Genomic DNA, 24,956 nt, shown 5'->3' with positions numbered 1-24,956 from the left:
ACTTTCACGCGTTCGTAACAGCTCGCTGGTTTCAGCTCAGCGTCTGAACGATCCAATGATCACCCTGTTTTACCAGCTTCCGGTCACACCCCCGGGTTGAGGGATCCACTCCGTTGTCTTCCGGGAGTGCCCGGACGACGACCTCTGTCATCCGAAGCTCCGATACAACCTGCTCCAGCGTTGCATCATTGTCTGCAGGCGCCCACACGGCTTTGCTACGACAGACCGAACGCTTGCCCAGAGTGACCAGCGCTCGTATATCCAGGCTGAACCCTGTGGCGGGGCGTGCCCGGCCGAAATCACTGCCAATGGCGTCATAACGACCACCTTTGGCAACCGAATCGCCGTGGCCCGGCACATAAGCGGCAAACACCAGCCCCGTATGGTAGTTGTATCCGCGAAGTTCGCAGAAATCGAACCCGAAACTGACTTCCGGAAAGTCCCTCTCAAGCATCTCGGCGACCCGGCCAAGCTGATCCAGCGCGGCACTCAGATTGTCGGAGGCGCCACTCAGTATTCTGCGCGCCTCTGCCAAGGCTTCAGGGCCACCGCTGACACGGGCAAGCTCACGAAGACGCGCGCCCGCTGAGCCTATCGGGCAGTCACCCAGCAGCCTGTCCAGTTCAGGTACCGACTTGCGTGCCATGGCATCGAAGATGGCTGCACTTGTATCCCGGTCAAATTCGGCTTCACCAATGAGACCTTCGTAGATGGATACGTGTGCCAGATCCAGATGCACCCTCGGAAGGCCGGCAACGCGAAGGGCCTCGAGCATCAGGCTGATAACTTCCAGATCCGCAGATTCAGAAGCACTGCCAAACAGCTCACAACCCGCCTGAATCGGGGTGCGCCCGGTCAGCATGTGTTTGGGGCGGGTATGCAGTACATGCCCGGCATAACAAAGGCGGGTAATGCCTTCCTGGCCCAGAGTGTGAGCGTCAATGCGCGCAGCCTGGGGAGTCATATCGGCACGAACACCCATCATACGTCCCGTCAACTGATCAGTCAGCTTGAAGGTCTGCAGCTCCAGGTCATGCCCGGTACCGGTAAAAAGGGATTCGAGGTATTCGATAAGCGGCGGGATTACCAATTGGTAGCCCCAGCGCTGGCAGGTATCCATTACATCCCGGCGCAGGGATTCTATCTGCCCGGCCAGTGGCGGCAAGATATCCTCCACCCCGTCCGGCAGTAACCAGCGATCAGATACTGTCATGAGATTCCGTAGTCCATCCCGCACACTCCTGCTCGTGGTGCAGAAGAAGTACGCAGGCTTGTAGGGTGACATTCGGGGCAGAAAAACCCGAACCAAAACCTGACGGATTTTACACTGTTAGCGCTCACAAAAAAACCGGAATACCCAGGTATTCCGGTTTTCAGGCGTGCAGGGCGAGTTTTAGCTTCCGCCCTTCGAATCCTTCATAAATTTCAGAAATTCACTGTTGGAATCGATAACCATTATGTCGTCTTTGCTTGAAAAGGTGTTCCTGTATGCCTGCAGACTACGATAAAAACTGTAGAACTCCGGATTGGAGCCATAGGCCTCTGCGTAGATCCGGGCCGCTTCACCATCGCCTTCACCCCGGGTTTCTTCTGCAGATGCAAATGCTGCTGCGAGGGTAACGGTTTTCTGACGGTCGGCATCCGCTCGGATACCTTCTCCAAGCTCACGCCCCCGGGACCGGAACTCCTGCGCCAGTTTTTCACGCTCAGTCGCCATGCGGCGATAAACGTTCTCACTGACCTGCCCCGGAAATTCGATAGCCTTGACCCGGATATCTTTTACATCAATACCGAATTCCTTGACGGACGTTTCATTAACCCGGTCACGCAAGGTATGCATCAGTTCATCGCGCTGACCTGAAACCACTTCATGCATGGTGCGGACACCAAACTCATCTCGCAGGCCGTTATCCACCCGGGATAGCAACAGCGACTGGGCACGAAACTCGTCTCCGCCTGTCGCCCGGTAGAACTGGTCCACATCGCGGATTTTCCAGGCGATATAGGAGGTCACATCCAGCGGTTTCTTCTCAACCGTCAGATACTGCCGCGAGGGCAGATCCATGGTCAGAACGCGAATATCAAACTCTCGGACCTGATCAATAACCGGTACCTTGAAGTGAATGCCGGCTTTGATGTCGGTCTCAACCAGTTCACCAAATCTCAGCATGACCCCACGATGGGTCTCCGGAATAATAAACACACTCGAAATTACCAGCAGGACAACGATAAGAGCGCCTGCAAGACCCACTACACTTTTAGGTCCCATGATTATCTGCTCCTCCGGGTATTAGTGTCCTGCCGAGTTCGAATTTCCTGGATAACCTGATCTGTGACCGTCTGGATATCCATATCACCGCCGCTGCTGGAAGACTGGTTTCCGCTACGTGACAGAGCCCCTTGAGTCATGCGATCCAGCGGCAGAAGCATCATGTTGCCACTGCTTTCGGTGTCCACGAGGATCTTGCTGCTGTTTGAAAGCACCGTTTCCAGTGTCTGCAGGTACATGCGCTCACGGGTTACGACCGGCGCCATCTGATACACCGCCAACAACTCGAGGAAACGGGCGGTCTCACCGCGAGCACGCTCGGTAACTTCTTCTTTATACGCGCTTGCCTCTTCGATCATGCGCTGGGCCTGACCTCGGGCTTCAGGAACTACCTTGTTGCGGTAGGTTTCTGCTTCTTCTTTCACGCGCTGTTCGTCCTCACGCGCACGCTGAACCTCACGGAACGCGTCCTGCACAGCCGGTGGCGGCTGAGTGCTCTCGACGTTCACCCGGACAATTTCAAGACCGGTTCCATATTCCTGGAGGAAGCCTTGCAGGCGCTGCTCAACACGAACAGCCAACTCTGCACGACCCTCCGTGAGCACGTCGTCGAGAGAGGAGCTACCTACCTCATGACGCAGCGCACTGTCCGTCGCAAATGCCAGTGCCTGGTTGGAATCCCGAACATTCAGCACGTAATCGCGGGCATCGCCAACGCGGTACTGTACCTGCAGGTCAACCGTTACCAGGTTTTCGTCCTGTGTCAGCATCTGGCCGCTGGACTGGGCGGTTCTCACGCTGGTGACCAGCACCTTGGTGACGTCGTCAATCAAAGGTACCTTGAATCTCAGACCGGGGTTTTCGGTCTTGGAAAACTCCCCAAACCTCAGAACCACCGCGCGTTCCTGCTCGTTCACCGTGTAGAACGATTGGAAGATCACGTAGCCCACCACAAGAATGGCTGCCAGCGCGAGAACGGCGCCAAAACTGCCTGCGGCGCCAGAACCACCACCGCTGTTGCCGCTGTCGCCGCCTGATTTCTTGCCTTTGCCACCCAGCATTTTGTTGAGTTTGTCGAGACCCTTTTTCAGCGCCTCATCAAGGTCTGGTGGCCCCTGATCATTGCCGCGACGACCACCACCATTTCCCCAGGGATCATTATCGTTGCGGTTTCCACCCGGTTCATTCCAGGCCATAGTGCTCTCCGTTCCTAAGATGTCGAATGGCTGCAAATACTAGGGATTTATCATCGCCCCGGCAATAGCTGCTATGGTTTCAGGCTCGCCCGTTATCCAGACGCACCGTTTCTTCACTCATACCGGCTCGGCTCAGAAGCTGGAGCCAGTCCCGATGTTCCAGCCGGGTTTCAAGTACCGTTTCTCCGGTTTCCCGGTGCTCTTCGCTGAGCACTGAGCCCGCCTCATGCAGGAGCGCCCTGAGCTTGCCATCAGCAGGCCCGAGCAAAACGAAGTGGTGAACAACATCTTTCGCCAAGCGCTCGACGATGGCATCGTAAAGCCCATCAATACCTGCGCCCGTGACTGCCGAGACCCAAGCCCGCACAGGAACCCCATCTTCATTGCGCTCGACTCGTGGCGTAAAATCGTCCAGCAGGTCTATTTTATTGAATACCTGAAGCACGGGAATTTCATCGGCACCGATTTCTACCAGCACATTTTCGACCTGCTCAATGTTTTCATCACGACGGCTGTCGTGGCAGTCAACAATATGCAGCAGGATGGTCGCTTCAGTCGTCTCTTCCAGGGTTGCCCGGAATGCCTCAACCAGCTTGTGCGGTAGATGCCTTATGAAACCCACCGTATCCGCCATTACGACCGCCCCGACATCCGGAAGTTCCAGGCGCCGGATGGTAGGATCCAGTGTTGCGAATAACTTGTCTGCGGCGTATACGGACGAAGTGGTAATCCGGTTGAACAGGGTGGACTTGCCAGCGTTGGTATATCCGACCAGGGATACCGTCGGAATATCGGCACGTTTGCGCGCACGGCGGCCTTGGTTGCGTTGCCGGCGCACCTTCTCCAGACGTTTGTGAATGGACTTGATACGTTCGCGCAGTAGCCGACGGTCCGTTTCGAGCTGGGTTTCGCCCGGGCCACGAAGGCCAATACCGCCTTTCTGGCGTTCAAGGTGCGTCCAGCCGCGAATCAAACGCGTTGACATGTGTTCAAGCTGAGCCAGCTCTACCTGCAGCTTACCCTCGTGCGTGCGTGCGCGCTGCGCAAAAATATCGAGAATGACTCCCGTGCGATCCAGCACACGACACTGGAGTTCACGCTCAACATTTCGCTCCTGTCTGGGGCTGAGTGCATGATTAAAAAGCACAACGTCCGCCTCATGCAGCGTTACTGCATCCCGGATTTCTTCGAGCTTTCCTTCTCCTACGAACAGCCTGGGGGTTGGCTGTTTGCGGGATCCGGTTACAGTGCCAACCGCTTCAACTCCGGCCGATGACACAAGCTCCCGGAACTCATCCGGATCTTCTGAGCCATCATGGGACGTAAAATCGATGTGGACGAGGATAGCTCGCTCACCGACATCAGGGCGTTCAAACAAAGGGCATCAACTCCACAACAGTCAGTCTTCCAATATTATAAAAACAAACACCCGCGGCCATCAGAACCCAGGGGCTCGTCAGGAACGCGGGTGGAAATACCGGCAACCGAATTAATTCAGTCTTCAGGCTCACCCTCTTCCGCCGGATTCTGCTGCGGAAGACGTACATTCCGTGCAGGTACAACGGTGGAGATTGCGTGCTTGTAAACCATTTGGCTGACCGTATTCTTCAGTAAAATCACAAATTGGTCAAAAGACTCTACCTGCCCTTGCAGTTTGATGCCGTTAACCAGAAAGATGGAAACCGGAATGCGTTCCTTGCGTAAGGCATTGAGGTAAGGGTCTTGTAACGAGTGCCCTTTTGACATGTGTGTTCTCCTGTTTATAAGTAAATGCAGATCGTCATTAATTAAGTGCTAAATGTGGTGTGAGATTTGATTTTTTTCAAGGCTGCCTCAACGATAAAACCGTCTTCGCTGTCCAGCCAGTTCAAGTCAGACCACTTTCGAAGCCAGGTAAGCTGCCGTTTGGCAAGCTGACGGGTAGCCGCAACGCCTTTACTTACAAATGCGTCATAATCGTCTTCGCCGGACAGATAGCTCCAAGCCTGACGATAACCGACACAGCGCATGGAAGGGAGATTCTGGTGCAGATCACCTCTGCTCATCAGAGCACGGACTTCGTCCAGAAGCCCCCTTTCCAGCATGCTTACAAAGCGCTGGTGTATCCTGTCGTGAAGCACTCGCCTCTCCGGAGGCACCATGGCAAGCTGAGCTACAGTATACGGAAGCGATGATGTTTCGTCTGCCTGCCATTGAGTAAAATAAGTGTAATCCTCAACACCCTGGAAGCCCGACCCTTGCGGATCTGTCTGTTGCTGAGAGCGCTGACTGCCTTCTGCCGCCCAGAAAGCCGAAATAGGCCGACCCGTCAGGCGGATAACTTCCAGTGCTCTCAACAAACGCTGGCGGTTATTTGGATGAATCAGTTTAGCCGCTACCGGATCGGCGGCTTGCAGCTGTTCGTGCAGCGCAGACCACCCAAGTTTTTCTGCTTCGGCCTCAAGCTGTCTACGCAACGCCGGGCTGGCCGCGGGCAGCCCGGACATACCATGAATAAGCGCCTTGAAGTACATCATGGTGCCGCCTACCAGCAGCGGAATACGACCGGCTGCGGAAATTCTCTCCATTTCAGCCAGCGCATCCCTGCGAAAATCGGCGGCGGAGTAGATTTCAGACGGGTCGCAGATATCAATTAGCCGGTGAGGAGCCCGGGTAAGTTCGTCGGCAGTGGGTTTGGCCGTGCCGATATCCATGCCACGATAAATCATTGCCGAGTCGACGCTGATGATCTCGCAAGGCAGCTGCTCGCAAAGTGCCATAGCCAGATCGGTCTTGCCAGAGGCCGTAGGCCCCATCAAAAAGATGGCTGGCGCCTTGTGCTCCGGGTCACAGGCATTATTCGTTTGAGCGTCCCCCAACGGCGCTTTTAATGGCACTCTTGACGGCACTCTAGCGTCCTCGCAGAAACAGTTTATCCAGCTCCGCCAGGGTAACGAGCGTCCAGGTGGGGCGCCCATGATTACACTGTCCACTACGTTCCGTTGCTTCCATGTCCCGTAACAGGGAGTTCATTTCCGGTATGGTCAGTTGGCGATTTGCCCGCACCGAACCATGGCACGCCATGGTTCCCAGAAGCTCATGGGTAACGGCTTCAACCCGATCACTCTGGCCATGCTCAATCAGGTCTGATAACACATCCCGAACGAGCTGCTCTGTATCAGCACCCCGCAATAGCGCAGGTACTTGGCGAACGGCGAGCGTCTCTGGCCCGATTCGCTCAATCTGCAGCCCAAGTTGCTGTAGCTCTTCTCCGTGGGTTTCCGCCAATGCTGCTTCTTTATGACTGACGGCAAGGGAAAGCGGCACCAGCAACGGCTGGCTTTTCAGGTCCTGCTCTGCAAGCGCGCGTTTCATTCGCTCGTAGGTAATACGTTCGTGGGCTGCGTGCATGTCGACTACGACCATCCCGGCACTGCCTTGAGCCAGCACGTAGATACCATGCAACTGGGCAATGGCGTAACCCAGAGGCGGCTCCTCATGGCCGTGCGAGCTTGCCGCATGATCCAGAGGCGGCGAGTAGGCTGGATCATTGCTCCCTAACGAATCCGGCTCTTGCCGGGCACTGACACCGCCGCCACTGAGGGATTGATAAAAGCCCATCTGATCACTGGCTCGCCATTCTTGCTGCGGCGCTACTTGCCCGCCAAAACCGGCACCCGGAGCCTGGTTACCTGGCGACGGCATCGCCGACTGCCCGCTCCAGGGCTGATGTTCAACCTGTGTTGCCCCGGCTGCCAACGCCCCTTCCTGCCCAGTCGCCTCGCGACCGAAAGACTGGGCTACGGCACCCCGAAAATGGTCGTCCGGCCGCACATCTGCCAGAGCCTTGTGCAGCGTTCGGAAGATAAAATCGTGCACCAGGCGCCCATCGCGAAAGCGCACTTCGTGCTTGGTCGGGTGCACGTTCACATCAACGGTGGCGGGATCGACTTCAAGGTAGAGGACAAACGCCGGGTGACGGTTGTTGTACAACACATCGCGGTAAGCCTGGCGTACGGCATGAGCGACCAGCCGGTCTCGGATCACACGGCCATTGACGAAGAAATACTGCAGATCGGCCTGGCTACGGGAGAACGTAGGCAGTGCTACCCAGCCCCACAGGCGCAGACCGGTGGCTTCGGCATCAATTATCACCGCGTTGTCGATAAACTTCTGCCCGCAAAGGGCGCCAATGCGGCGCTCCCTGTCCAGCATGGATTCCGCTGGTCGGAGGTTCTGAACAACCCGTTGGTTGTGACGAAGAGTGAAGCCGGCATCGAATCGGCTGAGCGCCTGACGCCGCACGCATTCTTCTACATGATTGAATTCGGTTTTTTCGGTACGCAAAAATTTGCGCCGAGCCGGAGTATTGAAAAACAGATCGCGAACTTCAACAGTGGTACCCACAGGGTGTGCCGCTGGCGAGATTCGGGCGTCCATATCGCGCCCCTCAACTTCCACCCGGGAAGCTGCTTCTTGACTCTCTGTGCGAGAGGTCAACGCAAGGCGCGACACAGAGCTGATACTGGCGAGCGCCTCTCCCCGGAAGCCGAGGGACGCTACGGATTCCAGATCATCAAGACTGGCAATTTTACTGGTGGCGTGGCGACTGAGAGCCAGAGGCAAGTCATCTTCAGCGATACCGCTGCCGTCATCGCGCACACGGATCAGCTTTACGCCGCCCTGCTCCACTTCAACATCAACGCGGTCTGCGCCAGCATCGAGCGCATTTTCAACCAGTTCCTTGACGACAGATGCAGGGCGCTCAACCACCTCGCCTGCGGCAATCTGGTTTGCCAGCCGCGGCGAGAGCAATCGGATGGAGGGCATATTTCGGAACTACCTCTTGTTCAGGATGAGGGAATACGAATGGTTTGCCCTACCATAACACGGTCGTTCCTCAGCCCGTTAAATTGCATCAGCTCACTGACGGTGGTCTGGTTTTCCCGAGCCACCCCTGAGAGCGTATCGCCGCTCTGCACCCTGTACTGGCTGACGCGACCACCACCCTGACGATTCTGTTTTTGCCACGCCAGCAAGGTGCCTGGTGGCGGCGTTTTACGGAAGTACTCATCAACACCGTTCATGATGGCGCCAGCCAGTTTGCGGCGATACCAGTCCGTCGACAGGTTTTTCTCTTCCTGGGGGTTGGAGATGAACCCGGCCTCTACAAGGATAGAGGGGATATCCGGTGATTTGAGCACTGCGAATGCCGCCTGCTCCACGCCAGGTTTATGCAAATGAGCCACACCGTTAAGCTTGCCAAGTATGGAGCTGCCCACACCCAGGCTGGCGTTAATACTGGCCGTCATGGACAGGTCAAGCAATACGCCCGCCAGCATGTCGTCGCGCCCATCGAGAGAGACACCTCCCGTTCCACCGATAAGGTCGGAGCGATTTTCACTCTGCGCGAGCCAGCGCGCGGTTTCACTGGTTGCACCACGCTGAGACAGCGCAAACACTGAAGCGCCTTTAGGCTGAGGGGTCCGGAACGCGTCGGCATGCATCGATATAAAAAGATCGGCGCTGTATTTGCGGGCCAGAATGGTGCGATTCCGCAGCCCGATATAGTAGTCTCCAGTACGGGTAAGCTTGGCGGTATAGCCCGGCTGTTTATTGATCATATCCTCAAGAATATGAGCCATTTTCAGGACGACATCTTTTTCCCGCGTACCCCTTGGACCGATGGCTCCCGGATCTTCTCCACCGTGGCCCGCATCAATAACCACGATCACGTCGCGCTTGCCGGCTGAGTTGTGGGTTACCGTTGGCTTGGTGGCTTTTTCCAGCCGGCTGCCACTTTCATCAATAAGATCAAGTACAAGGCGATGCCCATACTGCTGATTGGGCTCCAGCTGAAAGCTCCTGGGCTTGATATCGCTGGCAAGATCAAGAACCACTCGCAGATCGGTACCGTTACGCGTCGCACTGCGGATGCGCTTTACAGGACTGCCTGTCAGGTCAAGTTTCGCAAAGTCCGTTTTCAGTCGGGTGTTTTTCAGATCAATCACCAGGCGCGACGGGTTAGTCAGGGCGAACATGTTGTGATCGACCTTGCCCTCGGTATCCAGTACCAGGCGGGTATGATCTGGCGCCGGCCAGATGCGGATCCCCTCAACTTCAGTGCCAGCGTGAGCCGGCATGGTTACCGTCAGCAACCACAATGCCATCAGGGACACCAGGGTTGTCATTGTTTTCATTGTCAGCTCGAGTCTTTTCATACGGCTTGCCTGTTTATCCGGTTTCGGCCAATCAATGGCCCGGCCCGATCAGTTCCAGTTCATTCAAAAGTGACGCGCCCAATTCAGAACGCGCCCGGACAACTGCCGAACGGCCTTCGCCCTGATGTTCAAGGTGGATTTCGAGATCCGGTTGCGGCAAAAGCCCTTCACCACGTTCGGGCCATTCAATAAGACAAATGCTCTGGCCATTGAAGTAATCCCTGATACCCATGTATTCCAACTCTTCAGGGTCGCCCAGCCGGTACAAATCGAAATGATAGGTCGGCGGGGCCAAGTCTTCGTATGGCTCAACAAGCGTGTAAGTGGGGCTCTTCACCGCACCCTCATGCCCCAGACCTCTGATAACACCTCGGCTGAGAGTGGTCTTACCCATTCCAAGATCGCCTTCGAGAAATATCGTCAGCCCCTGGTCTGACTCTTTTGCCAGACGAGCCAGCTCACGACCCAGGCTTTCGGTCTCGGCCTCGTCTTTCAGAAACAGCCTGCGCTCGTTCCCGAAAATGCTCATTCCTCCTCCTCGCTGCCGTTGCTGACCGGCTCTGCTTCCCGGAAAACTTGCGGCAGTGCATCGATTACGTCCGTGGGTATCAATCCCATATACCCCTTGTCAGCCGAGGCTCTGCAGGCGGCTTCAAGATGCACCACAGCTCCCAAAACGGCAGCATGGACAGGTGAACCCGTCAACTGGGCATAAAGTGCTCCGACGATTCCTGACAACACATCTCCCATGCCACCTGTCGCCATCCCCGGATTACTGCCGCCGGCAACATCTACAACGTCCAAGCCCGATGCGATAATCGTCCCTGCCCCCTTGAGCAAGATCACACCACCGTAGAGGGACTGCAGCTTGTTAGCTGCCGCCATACGATCCGCTTCTATCTCCGGAACCAGGCAATTCAGCAACCTTGCTGCTTCCCCCGGATGCGGCGTCAAAATCTGATTACTGGCCGGCATTGCGACTCGGGACGCAAGCAGATTCAGGGCATCGGCATCCAGAACACGAGGCTTACCGCTTTCAACCACCTGCTGCAGCATTTGCTGGCCCCAGGCGCTCTGCCCCAAACCCGGCCCACATACCACTACCGTTGCGGCGTTCAGCAGTGCTGGCAGTTCCGAGCCATGAATCAGGCCGTGAACCATGATCGAAGGGCACCGCGCCAAGGCCGCCGTCATGTGCTCAGGGCGCGTTGCCAGTGAAACCAACCCGGCACCTGAACGCGCTGCAGCTTCTGCGGTCAGCAATCCGGCACCGCCAAACCCCCGGTCTCCGGCCACCACCAGAACATGTCCAAAGCGACCCTTGTGAGCGTTTGCCGGACGAACGGGCAACCAGTCGCGAACGGTAGGCCAGCGCCGAAGCATGGCTAACGGGCTCTCGCCGCTATCAGCGACGCTGGCACTCACATTGAGCGCTTCAAAAACCACGTCACCACACATTGCCGCGCCCTGCCCGGTATACAGGCCAGCCTTGCGACCGGTAAACGTGACCGTCATGGCAGCCCGCACCGCCTCGCCCTTAACAGCACCGGTGGTGGCGTTCAGCCCGGAGGGCACATCCACCGCCAGCACAGGAAGCCCGGAACGGTTGCACTGTGCAATCACTGCCGCAAATGGCTCTCTGGGCGCACCGGAGGCACCGGTTCCAAGCATTGCGTCAACAATCAGCTCTGCAGTCTCAAACAACCGCTCCAGCTCTGGCTCGCCGATATCCGCCAATTCCAGAACCTTTACACCATCCGCGACAGCCTTTTGCCAGGCTTTTCGGGCATCTCCGTCCAATTTCTCCGTGGGAGCAACCGCAACGCAGTGCACAGTAAAACCGTGCCGAACGGCATTTGCCGCTATCAAATACCCATCGCCACCGTTATTTCCTGCTCCACACAAGACCAGCAAGGGGCTCACACCAGGCCAGCGCACAACCAGCCGGCGAAATGCCGCGCGGGCTGCAGACTGCATCAGCTCAAAACCGTCAACGCCCTGTTGTTCAATTACATATTGATCAATGCGACGCACAGAATCGGCGGAAAACAGCGCATCTGATAAACTGCCTCCAGCGTGCTGTGGCATGAGCCTTTGCTCCCGTTACAGAAACCGGTTTAAGAAAATTGGCCAGCTACCTGTAAAGCATAGCAAAACCTTGGGAAAGGTCATAACTTAATCAAATTAAATCTCCGTACCCTCCCGCTTTAAAAGCTGGGTATAAACAACGGTATCTATGAGCAAGACTGACACTGACACACCTTCAGCACCGGAACTGGCTGATTTACCGGCACTTATCCGACAATGGTCCAGAGATCTCGGATTTTCGGATGCTGGCATCACGACGGCAGATACCGGTGAACATGCCCGGCACCTGCAGGATTGGCTGGACAAGGGATATCAAGGCGAGATGGCGTATATGGCCCACCACGGGGACAAACGCTATACCCCGAAGTCGCTGGTGCCGGGCACAACTCGTGTTATATCTGTACGCATGGATTACATGCCCACGCCTGACAGCCCGAAAGAAGCGCTCACTAACCGGGAAAACGCCTACGTCACTCGCTACGCTCTTGGCCGTGACTATCACAAACTGATCCGGAAGCGGCTGGCAACTCTGGCGAAGAAGATTGACGATGCGGTAAGCGGATATGATCACCGGGCCTTTGTAGACAGCGCTCCTGTGCTGGAGCGAGCACTCGCACAGAGGGCTGGCTTGGGCTGGATAGGCAAGAATAATATGCTGATACACCCGAAGGCAGGTTCCTTCTTTTTTCTTGGTGAAATATTCACCAGTGCGCCCTTGCCAGTCGACCCCGCCTTTGAAACCGACCACTGCGGCAGTTGTTCCGCCTGTCTGGACATGTGCCCGACCGATGCTTTTGTTGGGCCACGCAATCTGGATGCCAGGCGCTGCATCAGTTACCTCACCATTGAGCTCAAAGGCAGTATTCCGGAGGAATTGCGCCCTTTAATGGGCAACCGGGTGTTTGGCTGCGATGACTGTCAGCTCGTTTGCCCCTGGCAGAAGTTTCAAAAACCCACCCATGAGGATGACTTTCAACCCAGGCACGGCTTGAATAACAGTTCTCTGGCAGAGCTGTTTTTGTGGACTGAAGAGCAATTTCTGAAGCGAACGGAGGGCTCAGCTATTCGTCGTACGGGATATGAGGGGTGGTTGCGCAATCTGGCGGTTGGGCTGGGTAACGCGCCTTCGACGATTCCGGTCATTGAAGCTCTTAAACAGCGCGCGAACTATCCTTCGGATATGGTCCGCGAGCATGTTCAGTGGGCTTTGGCGCAACACGGTTTATAGTTTGAAAAAGTGCTCGCGGTAGTGGCGCAGTTCGTTGATTGAATCGCGAATGTCGTCCAGTGCCAGGTGACTGCCTTGTTTCTTTACGCCTTCCAGCACATCCGGGCGCCAGCGGCGGGCCAGCTCTTTTACGGTGGAGACGTCAAGGTTGCGGTAGTGGAAGAAGTCTTCCAGTTCGGGCATGTATTTCACGAGGAAGCGGCGATCCTGGCCGATGCTGTTGCCGCACAGGGGGGATTCGCCTTTTTCCATGTATTCTTTGAGGAAGGCGAGGGTTTGCTGTTCGGCTTCGGCTTCTGAGACTTTGCTTTCGCGGACGCGTTTGGTGAGGCCGCTTTCGCCGTGGGTCCGGGTGCACCATTCGTCCATGGCGTCGAGCAGGCTATCGGGTTGATTAATCGCGACAACCGGGCCTTCAGCCACCAGATTCAGTTCTGAATCGGTGATGATGGTGGCCATTTCGATGATGCGTTCTTTTTCCGGATCAAGGCCGGTCATTTCCAGATCAATCCATACCAGATGGGTGCCTGCAGACATTCTGCTTTCCTCATTCATCAAACATCGGTGGTGGGTGGGGCTGCCTTTCACCTACCGGGAACCGCTACAAGCACATCCCTGTGCACTTGACTCCGGCCATCCATGGCCTCCGACATTCCCGGTAGGTGAAAGGCAGCCCCACCCCGTAATTTGGTGTTATATCACGCATGAACCAGCCAGATTAAAGCCGATCAGGCTTTATTACCGTATGATGGCACAGCAACGTCACCACTTTCATCCGTGTTAACTGAGACCCTATGGCAAAACGGCAACTGAACAAGCAACAGCAATTCCGGATCAAGAAGGTTCAGGAGGAACGTGCGGCCCGCGCAGCTCGCAAGGAGAAGTCGGTTCAGGCGCAGGCTGAAGCCGGTGAACTGGGGCCTGAGCAGGAAGGGTTGATTATTGCCCACTACGGGCAACAGCTTGATGTGGAAGCCTTGGAGGGTGACCGCAAAGGCGATGTTGTGCGCTGCTTTGTTCGGGCGAATATTGATAGCCTGGTGACGGGTGATCGGGTTGTCTGGCGGCCTGGCAAGAATGAAACGGGTGTGATTGTTGCCCGCTGTGAGCGTGAGAATCTGCTGCAGCGGCCGGATAATTTTGGTGCGGTGAAGCCTGTGGCGGCGAATATTGATCACATTATTCTGGTGATCGCGCCGGAGCCGGAGCCCCATGACAATCTGATTGACCGGTATCTGGTGGCCTCTGAGATTACGGATATTCCTGCCGTTATTCTGTTGAACAAAACCGATCTGATCACCGATCAAAACCGGGAGCAGATTGATGCTCTGCTGGCGCGCTATGCGGAGCTGGGTTATGAGATTGTGCGCACGTCAGCGGTGCAATTCGATGGTGGACCTTCGCCGGAAGTTGAGGCGTTGGTGAAGGACAAAACCAGTGCCTTTGTGGGGCAGTCAGGGGTTGGCAAGTCGTCGATTATCCAGACGCTGATGCCGGATGAGGCGATTCGTGTGGGTGCGGTTTCTGAAAGCACCGGCAAGGGCGTTCATACCACCACGACGGCGAAGCTCTTCCACCTGCCTATGGGTGGCGATCTGATTGATTCGCCGGGTATCCGGGAGTTTGGTTTGTGGCACATGACACCACAGGAAATCGAGTATGGGTTTCGTGAGATTCGCGAGGTGATCGGCTACTGCAAGTTCCGTAACTGCCGGCACATGGGTGACCCCGGGTGCGCCATTGATGCTGCGGCTGAAGCGGGCAAGTTGAGTCCGCAGCGGCGGCGAAGCTTTCACCGCATTCTTCAGGATATGGCGGAACAGCAATCCCGGGGATTGAAAGCCGACTGAACGTCTACGCTCCACAGCCTACCAGTTCAGTTCACCCGGAGCAGGCTTGGCGCTTTCCTTTAGCCAGTCGCCGCTTTCAAGGTTTTCCATGGCTTCTTTCTGCTCTTCTTCAGAAGGCACCGTAAGATCAATCAACGGAGCGCCTTGGGCGCTGGCGCTGCTGTGGATACTGTTCACGGTTTTTTTGTTGAGCACGATGATTGAAATTCTGCGATTCACGGGCGCCGTGGGTTCGTCCTGATCAAACAGCACGGAATCACTCAGCCCCACCACTCTTGCAATCTGCTGGGCGCGCACTCCGCCGGCAACAAGGGCACGGCGGGCCGTGTTGGCGCGGTCTGCCGACAGTTCCCAGTTGGTATATCCCGGGCGACCGCCAAATGGTGTGGCATCGGTATGGCCCGTGATGCTTAGCCTGTTATCCACTGAGCCGAGCGTTTTTGCCAGTTCGAAAAGGATTTCCTGCGAGTAGTACTTCAGCTCTGCCTTGCCACTATCGAACATGGGGCGGCCGGAGCGGTCGACTATCTGGATTCGCAGGCCTTCGTCAGTAATGTCGATCAGCAACTGCTCTTTGAACTCCTGCAGCGTTTCGTTCTCCTCTATTCGCTGTTTCAATTCCTGAAACAGCTCTTCCATGCGGCGCTGTTCAAGTGATTCCGAGAGGGTGTCCACCACGTTGTCGCTGATTTCAATCTGGCCGGACTCAATGTTCGGGCTGGCTTCGTTAACCACGGAGGCGCTGCCTTCAAGATCCACCGGGCTGGGAGACCCGCCTTCAGTGAAGCCAACCGGGTCGCGAAAATAGCCTTCCACTGCTTTTATCTGTTCCGGCGATGCGGTTGCTGTCAGCCAGAGCACGAGAAAGAACGCCATCATTGCCGTCGCAAAGTCGGCAAATGCCACTTTCCAGGAGCCACCATGGTGGCCTGCGGCAATGACCTTTTTACGCTTGATGATTATCGGCTGCTGTTCCACAAGTACGCTCCGGGGTCAGCCTGTGTTATTTGGCACGCACATGATCGTTCAGTTCCTGAAACCCAGGGCGCTTATCTGTGGGCAAGGCTTTTCTACCAAACTCGATGGCCATTTGGGGTGCCTGCCCCGACACTGTGGCAACAATAGCGGATTTGACGCACTCGTAGGCTTTGAGTTCGTATTTCGCGGCGTGCTCCATGGCAATGGAGGTGGGCCCCACAAAGCCATACCCCATCCAGATACCCAGGAAGGTTCCCACCAGCGCCGCTGCCACACTCAGACCAATGCGCTCGGGCCCTTCGCTCAGGAAGTTCATGGTGATAACAATGCCAAGCACCGCCGCCACAATACCAAGGCCCGGCAAGGCATCCGCAATTTTATTCACAGCATGTGCCGGCTCTTCAAGTTCATGCTGGCGGCTGTCAATTTCGTTTTCCATCATGCCTTCAAGTTCATGGGTCGCCATATTTCCGGCGCTGATAATCCTCAGATAGTCGGTAATGAAGGCAAGCAGTTCTTTTGATTTCATAATTGCCGGATAGCGGCTGAAAATCTGGCTGGACTCGGGGTTGTCGATATCTTCCTCAATGGACATGACGCCCTGCTTGCGGGATTTATCAAAAATCTCATAGAGCATACTCAGCAAGTCCATGTAATAGGACTTGTTGAAGGGGGAGCCGGTCAGCAGGCGCAAAATGCCGGCAAACACTTCTTTCACGGTATGCAGCGGGTTGGCAATAACAAACGAACCGATGGCTGCGCCGAAGATAATGAGCAGCTCTGTTGGTTGCCACAACACCATAAGGTTGCCGCCATGGAGGACATACCCACCAAGAACGCTGGCAATGACAATAATCGAGCCAATAATAAGTAGCATGAGAAGAATGTACGCCTTTTTTTATTGAGGTAGCGGTCGGTGCCGGTCATGATCACGCATTTTCCGGTCTGATAATAGCAAGCCCCTGCAATATCCGCGAAACCGTGAAACAAATTCTATACATACCAGCGGCTGCACAACACTCTTGTCGCAGTATTTGGTAAACTTCCCGCCTTTGAGCGCAGAGGGTTCCTTTAAATGTTCGACAAGCTGTTTATCCTGAGCCAGTACGTAACGCCGCAACTTGCGGTTTCACGCCTGGCCGGTCGCCTGGCAGATAACGACCAAAACCCGGCGCTTAAAAATCGGGTCGTTAAATGGTTTGTGAAGCGCTATGGCGTGGACATGAGCGAAGCCGCCGAGCCGGATCCAACAGCGTATCCCAGCTTTAATGAATTTTTTACCCGGGCTCTGAAGCCTGGCATCCGCCCTGTTGCCGAGGGAGACAACACATTTGTAAGCCCTGTAGACGGCGCCATCAGCCAGCTTGGGCAGGTTTCCGGTGACCGGATTTTCCAGGCCAAGGGCCAGTCGTTCAGCCTGATTGAGCTGCTTGGTGGCGACACACAGCGAGCTGAAGCTTTCAATGAAGGCGTATTTTCAACGATTTACCTCTCTCCAAAGGATTATCACCGCATTCATATGCCGTTGGCAGGTAAGCTTCGGGAAATGGTTTACGTTCCGGGCAAGCTGTTTTCGGTAAATCCGGCCACTGCGGAGAATGTTCCCAATTTGTTCGCCCGCAATGAGCGGGTCGTTTGTATTTTCGATACGGCTGCCGGGCCTATGGCGCTGGTCCTTGTGGGCGCGATGATTGTGGGCAGCGTGGAGACTCCCTGGGCTGGAGTTGTAGCGCCTAACAGCAGTGGCGTGAAGGCGATCACCTATGAAGGCGAGAGTGCTATTTCGTTTGCTAAAGGCGAGGAGATGGGGCGCTTTCGCTTGGGCTCTACGGTGGTGATGGTTATGCCCAAGGGCAGTGTAAGCTGGGATGCTGAGCAGATTGCGGGAAAACGGGTTCGTATGGGCGAGGCGTTTGGTAAGGTTGGCGCTTGATCGCGCTTTCGCCTGCCTGAAACGGAGTCCAGCACTGCCGGAGACCTTACTCCGAAACACGCTGTGAATACTTCCCTGTACGCTCGGCTCCGCCTCCCACTGCTTAATGCTCCTGCGTCGCAGTGAGAGTCCTGGGTTGGCCGTCCATGGCCAACCCGTGAAGAGCTTGTCGCTCTTCACCCATGGCTTCGCACGGTTTCGGAGTAAGGTCTCCGACAGTGCCCCCGTCTTTTGTATAACTTTTAAGCTCGCTCTATTGGGAATGCCAGCACGTCTGCAATATCACGCGTGCCTGTTTTCAGCATTAACAGGCGATCCAGACCCAAAGCCACGCCGGCGCAGTCTGGCAAACCGCGCTCCAGGGCCATCAAAAAGGCTTCATCAACGTCCATTTCGGTTTTTCCAGCGGCTTTTCGCTGGCGGTTATCTGCTTCGAAGCGGGCGCGCTGTTCGTCTGCGTTGGTGAGCTCCCAGTAACCGTTGCATAACTCCAGGCCGTCTATATAGAGCTCGAAGCGATGGGCTACGTCGAAGCCGTCAACGTTGGAGATTCTGGCCAGTGAGGCTTGGGAGGCCGGGTATTGGTTGATGAATACCGGGGTTTCGGTGCCCAGATTGGGCTCGACGGCGAAGCCCATCAGTAAGTCGAGGCAGCCGTCGCGGCTGAGGTCTTGCAGCTGCTCGGGTTCGAGCCACTGCCGGCAGCGTTGGTGCAGGTCGCTTTCTGTTACCACAAAGGGGTCAATACCGGCCCAATCAATCATGGCCTGGCGATAGCTTGTTGCCTTTGGCCGCGGGCATTCCAGCCAGCCGCATACCAGGTCGGCGACTTCTGTCATCAGAACTTCATCGTCAAAACCCGTGCGATACCATTCCAGCATGGAAAACTCGGGGTTGTGGCGGCTGCCGCGTTCGCCATTGCGAAAGACCTTTGAGATCTGGTAAATGGAGCCAGAATCTGCGGCCAGCAGGCGCTTCATGTGGTATTCAGGGGAGGTTTGCAGCCAGCCGCCCTCAACGCCTTGAGCCGTTGATTTTGCGGGTATGCCGTCGAGGTTGGGCTCGGTTACGCCGCAGCGACCAAGTACCGGGGTTTCAACTTCCATAACATTGCGCTGGGCAAAAAAACCGCGCACAAAGGCTGATTGTTGTGCACGGCTCTTCAGGGCTGCCAGGGTCGCAGTGGGCCGCCAGTCAGGCTGATTTTTCATGCCTGGATCAGCTGCTTTTCACCCGGTTCATGTATTCACCAGAGCGGGTGTCGACCTTGAGTACTTCGCCAATGGTGATAAACAGTGGCACACTTACAACTGCACCGGTCGACAGGGTTGCCGGCTTGGAGCCACCCTGGGCGGTATCGCCTTTCATGCCCGGGTCGGTTTCGACCACTTCAAGCTCAACAAAGTTTGGCGGAGTGACTGTCAAGGGCGCACCGTTGTATAAAGTAACGGTGTATACGTCCTGTTCTTTCAACCACTTGATGGTGTCGCCGACGGCTTTTGCGTCCGCCGCGTATTGCTCGAAGGACCCGTCGGTGAGCATGAAGTGCCAGAATTCCCCGTCGGTGTAGAGGTATTCCATATCCTGGTCCATCACGTCGGCCGCCTCGAGACTTTCGCCAGACTTGAAGGTGCGTTCCCATACCCGGTTGCTCATCAGGTTGCGTAGCCTGACACGGTTAAAGGCCTGACCCTTACCGGGCTTTACGATTTCGTTCTCGAGAATAATGCAGGGGTCGCCATCCAGTAATACTTTAAGACCGCCGCGAAATTCGTTGGTAGAATAAGAAGCCATGAAATGTCCACCTGCCAAAATGCTGTTTAAAATTCAAAGGCCGCTATGATACAGCGAACCCCCGCCACTATAGAAGCCCGGCTTTCAGACGATGACAACCGGAGCTGGCAACAACTGCTTTCCGACTCGATAACGTCACCACGGGAACTGCTGGCGCGGCTGGGCCTGCCTCCGGAGATGTGGCTGGATGGCGCCGAGGCTGGCCATCGTTTGTTTCCTGTCAGGGTTCCCGAGCCTTTCCTGGCGCGAATGGAGAAGGGAAACCCCTCAGACCCATTGCTACGACAAGTCCTTCCGCTGGGCCTTGAGACTAACGTTGCCGAAGGCTTTGTTACAGACCCGTTGCAGGAAGACGGCGCGATACAAACCACGGGGCTGATTCGAAAGTATCGCAGCAGGGCTCTGCTAATGGTTACCGGGCAGTGTGCGATTAACTGCCGCTACTGTTTTCGCCGCCACTTTCCCTACGACGAGCAGCGCCTCAGCCCGGCCGACCGGCAGCGGGTGCTGGATGCACTTGCGGCATCCCCGGAAATCAATGAAGTCATTTTCAGCGGCGGCGATCCGCTGGCCGTGAACGACCAACTGCTGGCCCAATGGGCATCAGCCATCAGCAGCATCCCTCACATCCGCCGCATACGACTGCATACCCGACTCCCGATAGTGATACCGCAGCGAGTGTGCGATGCACTGCTGAAATGGATCAGCAGTACGCCCGTGCAGGTTGTAATGGTACTGCACGTCAATCACCCTGCGGAGATGGACCATACTACCCGACGTGCTCTGGGCTATCTTCGCGCAGCGGGAGTAACCCTGCTGAACCAGAGTGTGATCCTCAGGGGTGTCAATGATGATGCAGAGGTGCTGGAACAACTGAGTGAGACGCTGTTCGACGCCGGCGTGCTGCCCTACTACCTTCATGCGTTTGACCCGGTAGCGGGGGCTCAGCACTTTGACGTGTCCGATGAAGAGGCCCGCATACTGGTTCGCGAGTTACTGTCGAGGCTACCGGGATTTCTGGTTCCACGGCTTGTCCGCGAGGTTCCTGGAAGAGCAGCCAAGACGCCCATAGACCTGTATTCGGAAGCGCTTTAATCGTGTTTACGCAAAGCTGGCCTGATTTAACATGTGAAACATTGTCAACACGTCAATTTCTCGCTTTTCTGGACTGGCTTGCTACTTTAAAGTCCAGTACCGTCTATTTTGTAAAAAAATGTATTTACGGTGTTTTCCGGATGAACTGACACACCGAGCAATGTTTGTTGCGCTCGATGAGAGAGCCCGGAATACGAAACCTCGCTCTGATATTGGCGTATTTTCATGGAAGGCATGATCCTCAAACCAGATCTCCGTGTACCGGAGCAGAAAACAGCAAGTCTGTCGTTCTGCGATACAACGCCCAAGGCGTTCAGGGCCTGGATCAACCAGCTTCCAATGGCCAATATTGGCGAGGTGTCTCGCCAGCTTTACCACGCGATTATTGAACTCAACCATCTGTTTCTTGCACCCCAGAACCGCCTGCAGTTCCTTGAGCTGATTCGTGAAAAGATTCATTTCGTCTGCAGCGAGCTTTCCCGCCACTACCTTGGCCTTGCAGTGGCCCTGCCAGAAAAACAACGTAAAATTGCCAATCTGTCGCAAGCGCTCCAGCTGCACCTGGCCAGTGGTTACAAGTTGTGCCTCCTCGAAGTGCTGGACGATGGCGGGTTGGACAAAAACCGCAAATTGATTGCTACAGCCATCCATCGGGCTACCTCCGAGCTAGCCTCGACCATCCTGAGGTCTCACCAACTCTATTGCCCGAGCCCGGCGCAAAGCTGGCTGGAATGTCACCGGATGTTCCGCTTTGCCCACCGCAACAAACTTTCTGACATAAGCGTTGAAGACGACACTCTGAGGCAGAGGCAGACAAGCACTGTGGCGGCCAGCTACAAACGTCTTTTGCTTCTTGGCTGCGCCCGACCAAATCAGCTCAGACAGTCAGAACTGCTTCACGCATACGAGCTGTTCGAATCCTGGACTGAGCAAACCCGCTGTGGACCTGATATAGGGCAAGACACTCTTTTCGTTGTCAACATGGAGCGCGACAGCTCCCCGGTGTACAGAAGCCTTCTGGAAGCGAAGCCTGGTGATGAAAGCTTCGGATTTGACACCCGCGAGCTGGCAGCCACCATCTCTGAGAATCTCGATGCCCGGCTTCGCCAGCTTCCGGCACCCGGTACTCTGAAAATACCGGGCAATGTCAACGACACATTGCTCACTCATCTGAGCCAGGCACTCGGGATTCTGGCAAAGCGGAACTTCAACCGGATCGCTAGCCAGGGCTCCCTGGAAGTCTGCGTGGGGCTTTCCGCAGCGCATTATTTTATTGCGGGTGAGAAGTCGTTTACCGAGTTCGTGACCGGCAACGAAAACGGAGATGAGAACGAAGAAAACGTCTTTGTCCGCAAATCCCGCAAACGCGAAGATGCCTGGGCAGGTGCACCTGACGCATCGCCAAGCGATGAACACTTGCACTCCGCCGATACACCCATCAATTTTCGTGGCAGTTTCGGGAATACGCCAGCGCCGGCGACCGACAAGAACCGTCCCAGATCCCACACAACACTACTGGTGAATACCAGCCCAGGTGGCTACTGCGTCTCGTGGGAGACCAATGTTCCGCCGTCGATGCAGGCAGGCGAGATACTGGGAGTACGAGAGCAACGCTCTCATCCCTGGAGTGTCGCCGTTGTTCGCTGGATCCGGCAGGTCAAAAATCATAGTACTCAGATTGGCATCGAGCTTCTGGCACCTAGCGGCTCACCCTGCGGTGTGCGCCTGATCCAGAAAGTCGGCAACAGCAGTGAGTACCTGCGCGGCCTGATGCTGCCGGAGATCAGTGTCGTCAATCAGTCTGCCACCCTGATTACGCCCCGGCTGCCCTTCCAGCCCGGCAGCCGGATCTCCTTACTGCAAGATGGCAGAGAAGAACAGGGCCAATTATTGAAGAAGGTTTCTTCAACTGGCAGCATCAGCCAGTTCGAGTTGAAGCTTCACAACAATACGGCAGCGCCGACTGCCGCATCTCCGTCTCCATCACTTGCTACCAGTGAAGACGATTTCGATTCCCTGTGGCCATCTCTCTGAGCAGCTCCGGCGCCTTGGTAAATCCGCCGGAGGCTTGTTATTAAGCCTCAACCCCTGCATCATTCAGCGATAGTGACAGTCCGGTCTCGCAGTACCAGTTCACAGTTTCTTGCAAGATACTGTATTTAAGGCAGATTTTTTTCTGCCGGGGCCGGCTCAGCCAACCTGTATTATGAGACGCCTTAGGAATGCAGAAACAGAACGCCACCGTACACCTGCTGATCCTCGACCCTTCCCAGAATGATGCCGAATCCTTGGTAAGTCTGCTCAGAAATGCCGGCAAAGCCACGCGAGCGCATCGCATCACGTCCGAAGAGGACCTGGAAGAAGCGCTTAAAAATGGCAACTGGGACCTGCTTCTGGCCCGCGATATCGAGCAGGAATTTACTGCAGATAACGCCTTGGCCATGATCCGGCGCATGGATAAAGACATCCCGTGCCTGTTCCTCACAGAGCAAGAAAGTCGAGAAAGAACGGTGGCCGTCATGAAAGCGGGTGCCCAGGCCACGGTACAATCTGGTCATGACGATTTGCTGGTATTGAAAGCCAAGCGCGAACTTGCAGCGCTTGAGGATCGCCGCCGCCGCAGGGCACTGGAGTCGCATCTGCGTGAAGCAGAACAACGCTGCCAGCTGCTACTGGAAAGCTCCAAGGATGCCATTGCCTACATCAATGACGGCATGCATATCTACGCCAATCAGTCCTACCTTGAGTTTCTCGGCTACGACGACATTGATGACCTGATGTGCGTCCCCGTGCTCGATACGTTAACGCCGGAGAGTCAGACTGACTACAAGACATTCATGAAGTCTTTCGCAGAGAAGGGCCAAGATGGCATGACCATCAACTGCACTGCGAAGCGCAGCGATGATCATGAGCTGAATGTGACCATGTCGGTGTCCGGTGCAACCTACGATAGCGAAGTCTGTACCCAGATTGTGCTGCAACCGGAACACAGCGATGCAGAGCTGGAGGAGAAGTTACGCGAAATCAGCAGCCAGGATCTCCTTACGGGCCTGTATAACCGTCAGTATCTGATGAAAGAGCTTGAACAGGCCATCGCCAATGCCGGTAAAAACAACCAAACCGGCGCCTTGGCGTATATCGCTCTCGATAATTTTATAACCATGAAAGGCCAGGTAGGTATTTCCGGCGCAGATTTGCTGCTGAGCGACCTTGCCACCTTGCTGAAAAAAGAGGCCGCCGATGATCTGGTGCTGGCCCGCCTCAGCGATGATGCATTCTGTCTTCTATGCCTGCCCGGTGATGAAAAATCCATGACAACCCGGTGTGAGCAGATTCGCAAAGCCGTCGATGATCACCTGTTCGAAATCAACGGCCGCACGGTTCCATTGACCGTCAGTATCGGTGTTGCGTCTATTACCGAAAACTCGCCAAAAGCAGAAGAGCTTATGGCCCGGGCCCACACCGCATCGTCAGACGTACGCAAGCAGGAAGGCCAGGCTCAGGGCAACGGTGTCCGCGCCTACAACCCGGCAGATCACGAGACTCTGGATGACAGCAACTCCACCGAGGCAATACTGAAGGCGCTGGATGACAACCGTTTCCGGTTGCTGTTCCAACCCATCATCAACCTCCGTGGAGAGGGGGAAGAGCACTACGAAGCCTTCGTGAGAATGCTCGATCAGGATGACAAAGAAGTCTCGCCCTACGATTTTCTTCCGCCCATGGGGCCCACCGATACCGCCATCAAGATCGACCGCTGGGTTATCTTGCAAACGATCAAACAGTTATCAAGCCATCGCTCCAGGGGCAACGATACCCGCATGTTCCTCAACGTGACGGCTGAAACCCTGCAGGACAAAACCTTCACTCCATGGCTGAGCGTGGCCCTGAAGGCAGCACGTTTGCCCGGGGACGCACTGATTTTTCAGATCCGCGAGTGCGATGCGAACAATTACATGAAACAGGCCAAGGACTTCACCAAAGCCTTGCACCAGCTTCACTGCAAGGTGTCTATTGCCCAGTTTGGCTGCGCGCTGAATCCGTTCATTACCCTGAAGCACATTGATACGGATTACGTGAAAATTGACGGTTCTTTCACCGAAGAAATCCAGAAGAATGATGAAGCCAGGGAGCAGGTAAAAGAGATGGTGAAGAGCCTGCAGAGCGCCGGCAAGCTCACCATTATTCCTCTTGTGGAAAATGCAGCCGTTCTTGCGACACTCTGGCAGGCCGGCGTGAATTACATTCAAGGGTATTATTTGCAGGCTCCGGTACCGGAGATGAACTACGACTTCGGCGATAACTGAGTGCCGCAGCCAGAGAGT

Annotated in this window: 21 protein-coding genes; 6 read left to right on the top strand and 15 right to left on the bottom strand. The window is 55.6% G+C overall.

Features of this window, described 5'->3' with window-relative positions:
* Nucleotides 1-31: 31 nt before the first annotated feature.
* From FFI90_RS01100 to FFI90_RS01055, 10 genes are all read right to left on the bottom strand, one after another.
* On the bottom strand, nt 32-1,213 hold the full coding sequence (locus FFI90_RS01100; RefSeq protein ID WP_144775719.1) for an ATP phosphoribosyltransferase regulatory subunit: 1,182 nt from the start codon (nt 1,211-1,213) through the stop codon (nt 32-34).
* 180 nt (nt 1,214-1,393) lie between these two features.
* Nucleotides 1,394-2,269, bottom strand: coding sequence for a protease modulator HflC (gene hflC / locus FFI90_RS01095; RefSeq protein WP_144775717.1), 876 nt, complete (start codon nt 2,267-2,269; stop codon nt 1,394-1,396).
* 2 nt (nt 2,270-2,271) lie between these two features.
* Nucleotides 2,272-3,465: an FtsH protease activity modulator HflK gene (gene hflK, locus FFI90_RS01090; RefSeq protein WP_144775715.1), complete on the bottom strand. Its 1,194-nt coding sequence runs from the start codon at nt 3,463-3,465 to the stop codon at nt 2,272-2,274.
* Nucleotides 3,466-3,544: 79 nt separating this feature from the next.
* The gene (gene hflX, locus FFI90_RS01085) at nt 3,545-4,843 is read right to left on the bottom strand and encodes a ribosome rescue GTPase HflX (protein WP_144775713.1); all 1,299 of its coding nucleotides are present in this window, start codon (nt 4,841-4,843) and stop codon (nt 3,545-3,547) included.
* Nucleotides 4,844-4,959: 116 nt separating this feature from the next.
* Nucleotides 4,960-5,211: an RNA chaperone Hfq gene (hfq, locus tag FFI90_RS01080; protein WP_144775711.1), complete on the bottom strand. Its 252-nt coding sequence runs from the start codon at nt 5,209-5,211 to the stop codon at nt 4,960-4,962.
* Nucleotides 5,212-5,252: 41 nt separating this feature from the next.
* Nucleotides 5,253-6,260: a tRNA (adenosine(37)-N6)-dimethylallyltransferase MiaA gene (miaA, locus tag FFI90_RS01075; protein ID WP_222120488.1), complete on the bottom strand. Its 1,008-nt coding sequence runs from the start codon at nt 6,258-6,260 to the stop codon at nt 5,253-5,255.
* Between the two features lie 94 nt (nt 6,261-6,354).
* A complete protein-coding gene (gene mutL / locus FFI90_RS01070; protein WP_144775706.1) occupies nt 6,355-8,274 on the bottom strand; it encodes a DNA mismatch repair endonuclease MutL in 1,920 nt (639 codons plus the stop codon).
* A gap of 20 nt (nt 8,275-8,294) precedes the next feature.
* A complete protein-coding gene (locus FFI90_RS01065; protein WP_144777168.1) occupies nt 8,295-9,635 on the bottom strand; it encodes an N-acetylmuramoyl-L-alanine amidase in 1,341 nt (446 codons plus the stop codon).
* Nucleotides 9,636-9,696: 61 nt separating this feature from the next.
* Nucleotides 9,697-10,194, bottom strand: a complete 498-nt coding sequence (gene tsaE, locus FFI90_RS01060; protein WP_144775704.1) for a tRNA (adenosine(37)-N6)-threonylcarbamoyltransferase complex ATPase subunit type 1 TsaE — start codon at nt 10,192-10,194, stop codon at nt 9,697-9,699.
* Nucleotides 10,191-11,753, bottom strand: coding sequence for an NAD(P)H-hydrate dehydratase (locus tag FFI90_RS01055; RefSeq protein ID WP_144775702.1), 1,563 nt, complete (start codon nt 11,751-11,753; stop codon nt 10,191-10,193). The genes tsaE and FFI90_RS01055 overlap by 4 nt, the downstream gene beginning before the upstream one ends.
* 148 nt (nt 11,754-11,901) lie before the next feature.
* On the opposite strand from FFI90_RS01055, the gene queG reads away from it, so the two are divergent.
* Nucleotides 11,902-12,981, top strand: coding sequence for a tRNA epoxyqueuosine(34) reductase QueG (gene queG / locus FFI90_RS01050; protein WP_144775700.1), 1,080 nt, complete (start codon nt 11,902-11,904; stop codon nt 12,979-12,981).
* Here the strand turns inward: queG and orn are convergent.
* Entirely contained in the window at nt 12,976-13,518 is a 543-nt protein-coding gene (gene orn / locus FFI90_RS01045; RefSeq protein ID WP_144775698.1) for an oligoribonuclease, read from the bottom strand. The two genes, queG and orn, sit on opposite strands and share 6 nt — an antisense overlap.
* Before the next feature lie 257 nt (nt 13,519-13,775).
* On the opposite strand from orn, the gene rsgA reads away from it, so the two are divergent.
* Nucleotides 13,776-14,831, top strand: a complete 1,056-nt coding sequence (rsgA, locus tag FFI90_RS01040; protein ID WP_144775696.1) for a small ribosomal subunit biogenesis GTPase RsgA — start codon at nt 13,776-13,778, stop codon at nt 14,829-14,831.
* A gap of 18 nt (nt 14,832-14,849) precedes the next feature.
* Here the strand turns inward: rsgA and motB are convergent, their stop codons facing one another.
* Both motB and motA read right to left on the bottom strand, forming a co-directional pair.
* Nucleotides 14,850-15,809, bottom strand: coding sequence for a flagellar motor protein MotB (motB, locus tag FFI90_RS01035; RefSeq protein WP_144775694.1), 960 nt, complete (start codon nt 15,807-15,809; stop codon nt 14,850-14,852).
* Nucleotides 15,810-15,834: 25 nt separating this feature from the next.
* Nucleotides 15,835-16,686, bottom strand: a complete 852-nt coding sequence (gene motA, locus FFI90_RS01030; protein ID WP_144775693.1) for a flagellar motor stator protein MotA — start codon at nt 16,684-16,686, stop codon at nt 15,835-15,837.
* A gap of 198 nt (nt 16,687-16,884) precedes the next feature.
* On the opposite strand from motA, the gene asd reads away from it, so the two are divergent.
* The gene (gene asd, locus FFI90_RS01025; RefSeq protein ID WP_144775691.1) at nt 16,885-17,742 is read left to right on the top strand and encodes an archaetidylserine decarboxylase; all 858 of its coding nucleotides are present in this window, start codon (nt 16,885-16,887) and stop codon (nt 17,740-17,742) included.
* 242 nt (nt 17,743-17,984) lie between these two features.
* Here the strand turns inward: asd and epmA are convergent, their stop codons facing one another.
* Both epmA and efp read right to left on the bottom strand, forming a co-directional pair.
* On the bottom strand, nt 17,985-18,953 hold the full coding sequence (gene epmA, locus FFI90_RS01020; RefSeq protein WP_144775689.1) for an EF-P lysine aminoacylase EpmA: 969 nt from the start codon (nt 18,951-18,953) through the stop codon (nt 17,985-17,987).
* Between the two features lie 7 nt (nt 18,954-18,960).
* The gene (efp, locus tag FFI90_RS01015) at nt 18,961-19,536 is read right to left on the bottom strand and encodes an elongation factor P (RefSeq protein ID WP_144775687.1); all 576 of its coding nucleotides are present in this window, start codon (nt 19,534-19,536) and stop codon (nt 18,961-18,963) included.
* Between the two features lie 45 nt (nt 19,537-19,581).
* Here efp and epmB point away from each other — a divergent pair, with 45 nt between their 5' ends.
* The 3 genes from epmB (at nt 19,582) to FFI90_RS01000 (ending at nt 24,938) form a co-directional block, all read left to right on the top strand.
* Entirely contained in the window at nt 19,582-20,631 is a 1,050-nt protein-coding gene (gene epmB, locus FFI90_RS01010) for an EF-P beta-lysylation protein EpmB (protein WP_144775683.1), read from the top strand.
* 225 nt (nt 20,632-20,856) lie between these two features.
* Complete coding sequence (locus FFI90_RS01005) at nt 20,857-22,665, top strand: GTPase (protein ID WP_144775682.1); 1,809 nt, start codon at nt 20,857-20,859, stop codon at nt 22,663-22,665.
* Nucleotides 22,666-22,853: 188 nt separating this feature from the next.
* On the top strand, nt 22,854-24,938 hold the full coding sequence (locus FFI90_RS01000) for an EAL domain-containing response regulator (protein ID WP_144775680.1): 2,085 nt from the start codon (nt 22,854-22,856) through the stop codon (nt 24,936-24,938).
* Nucleotides 24,939-24,956: the final 18 nt, after the last annotated feature.

This window comes from Marinobacter maritimus (genome assembly GCF_007671675.1).
Lineage (GTDB): Bacteria > Pseudomonadota > Gammaproteobacteria > Pseudomonadales > Oleiphilaceae > Marinobacter > Marinobacter maritimus.
The sequence above is the reverse complement of the archived record's forward strand: the minus strand, read 5'-3'. Positions and strand labels throughout refer to the sequence as shown.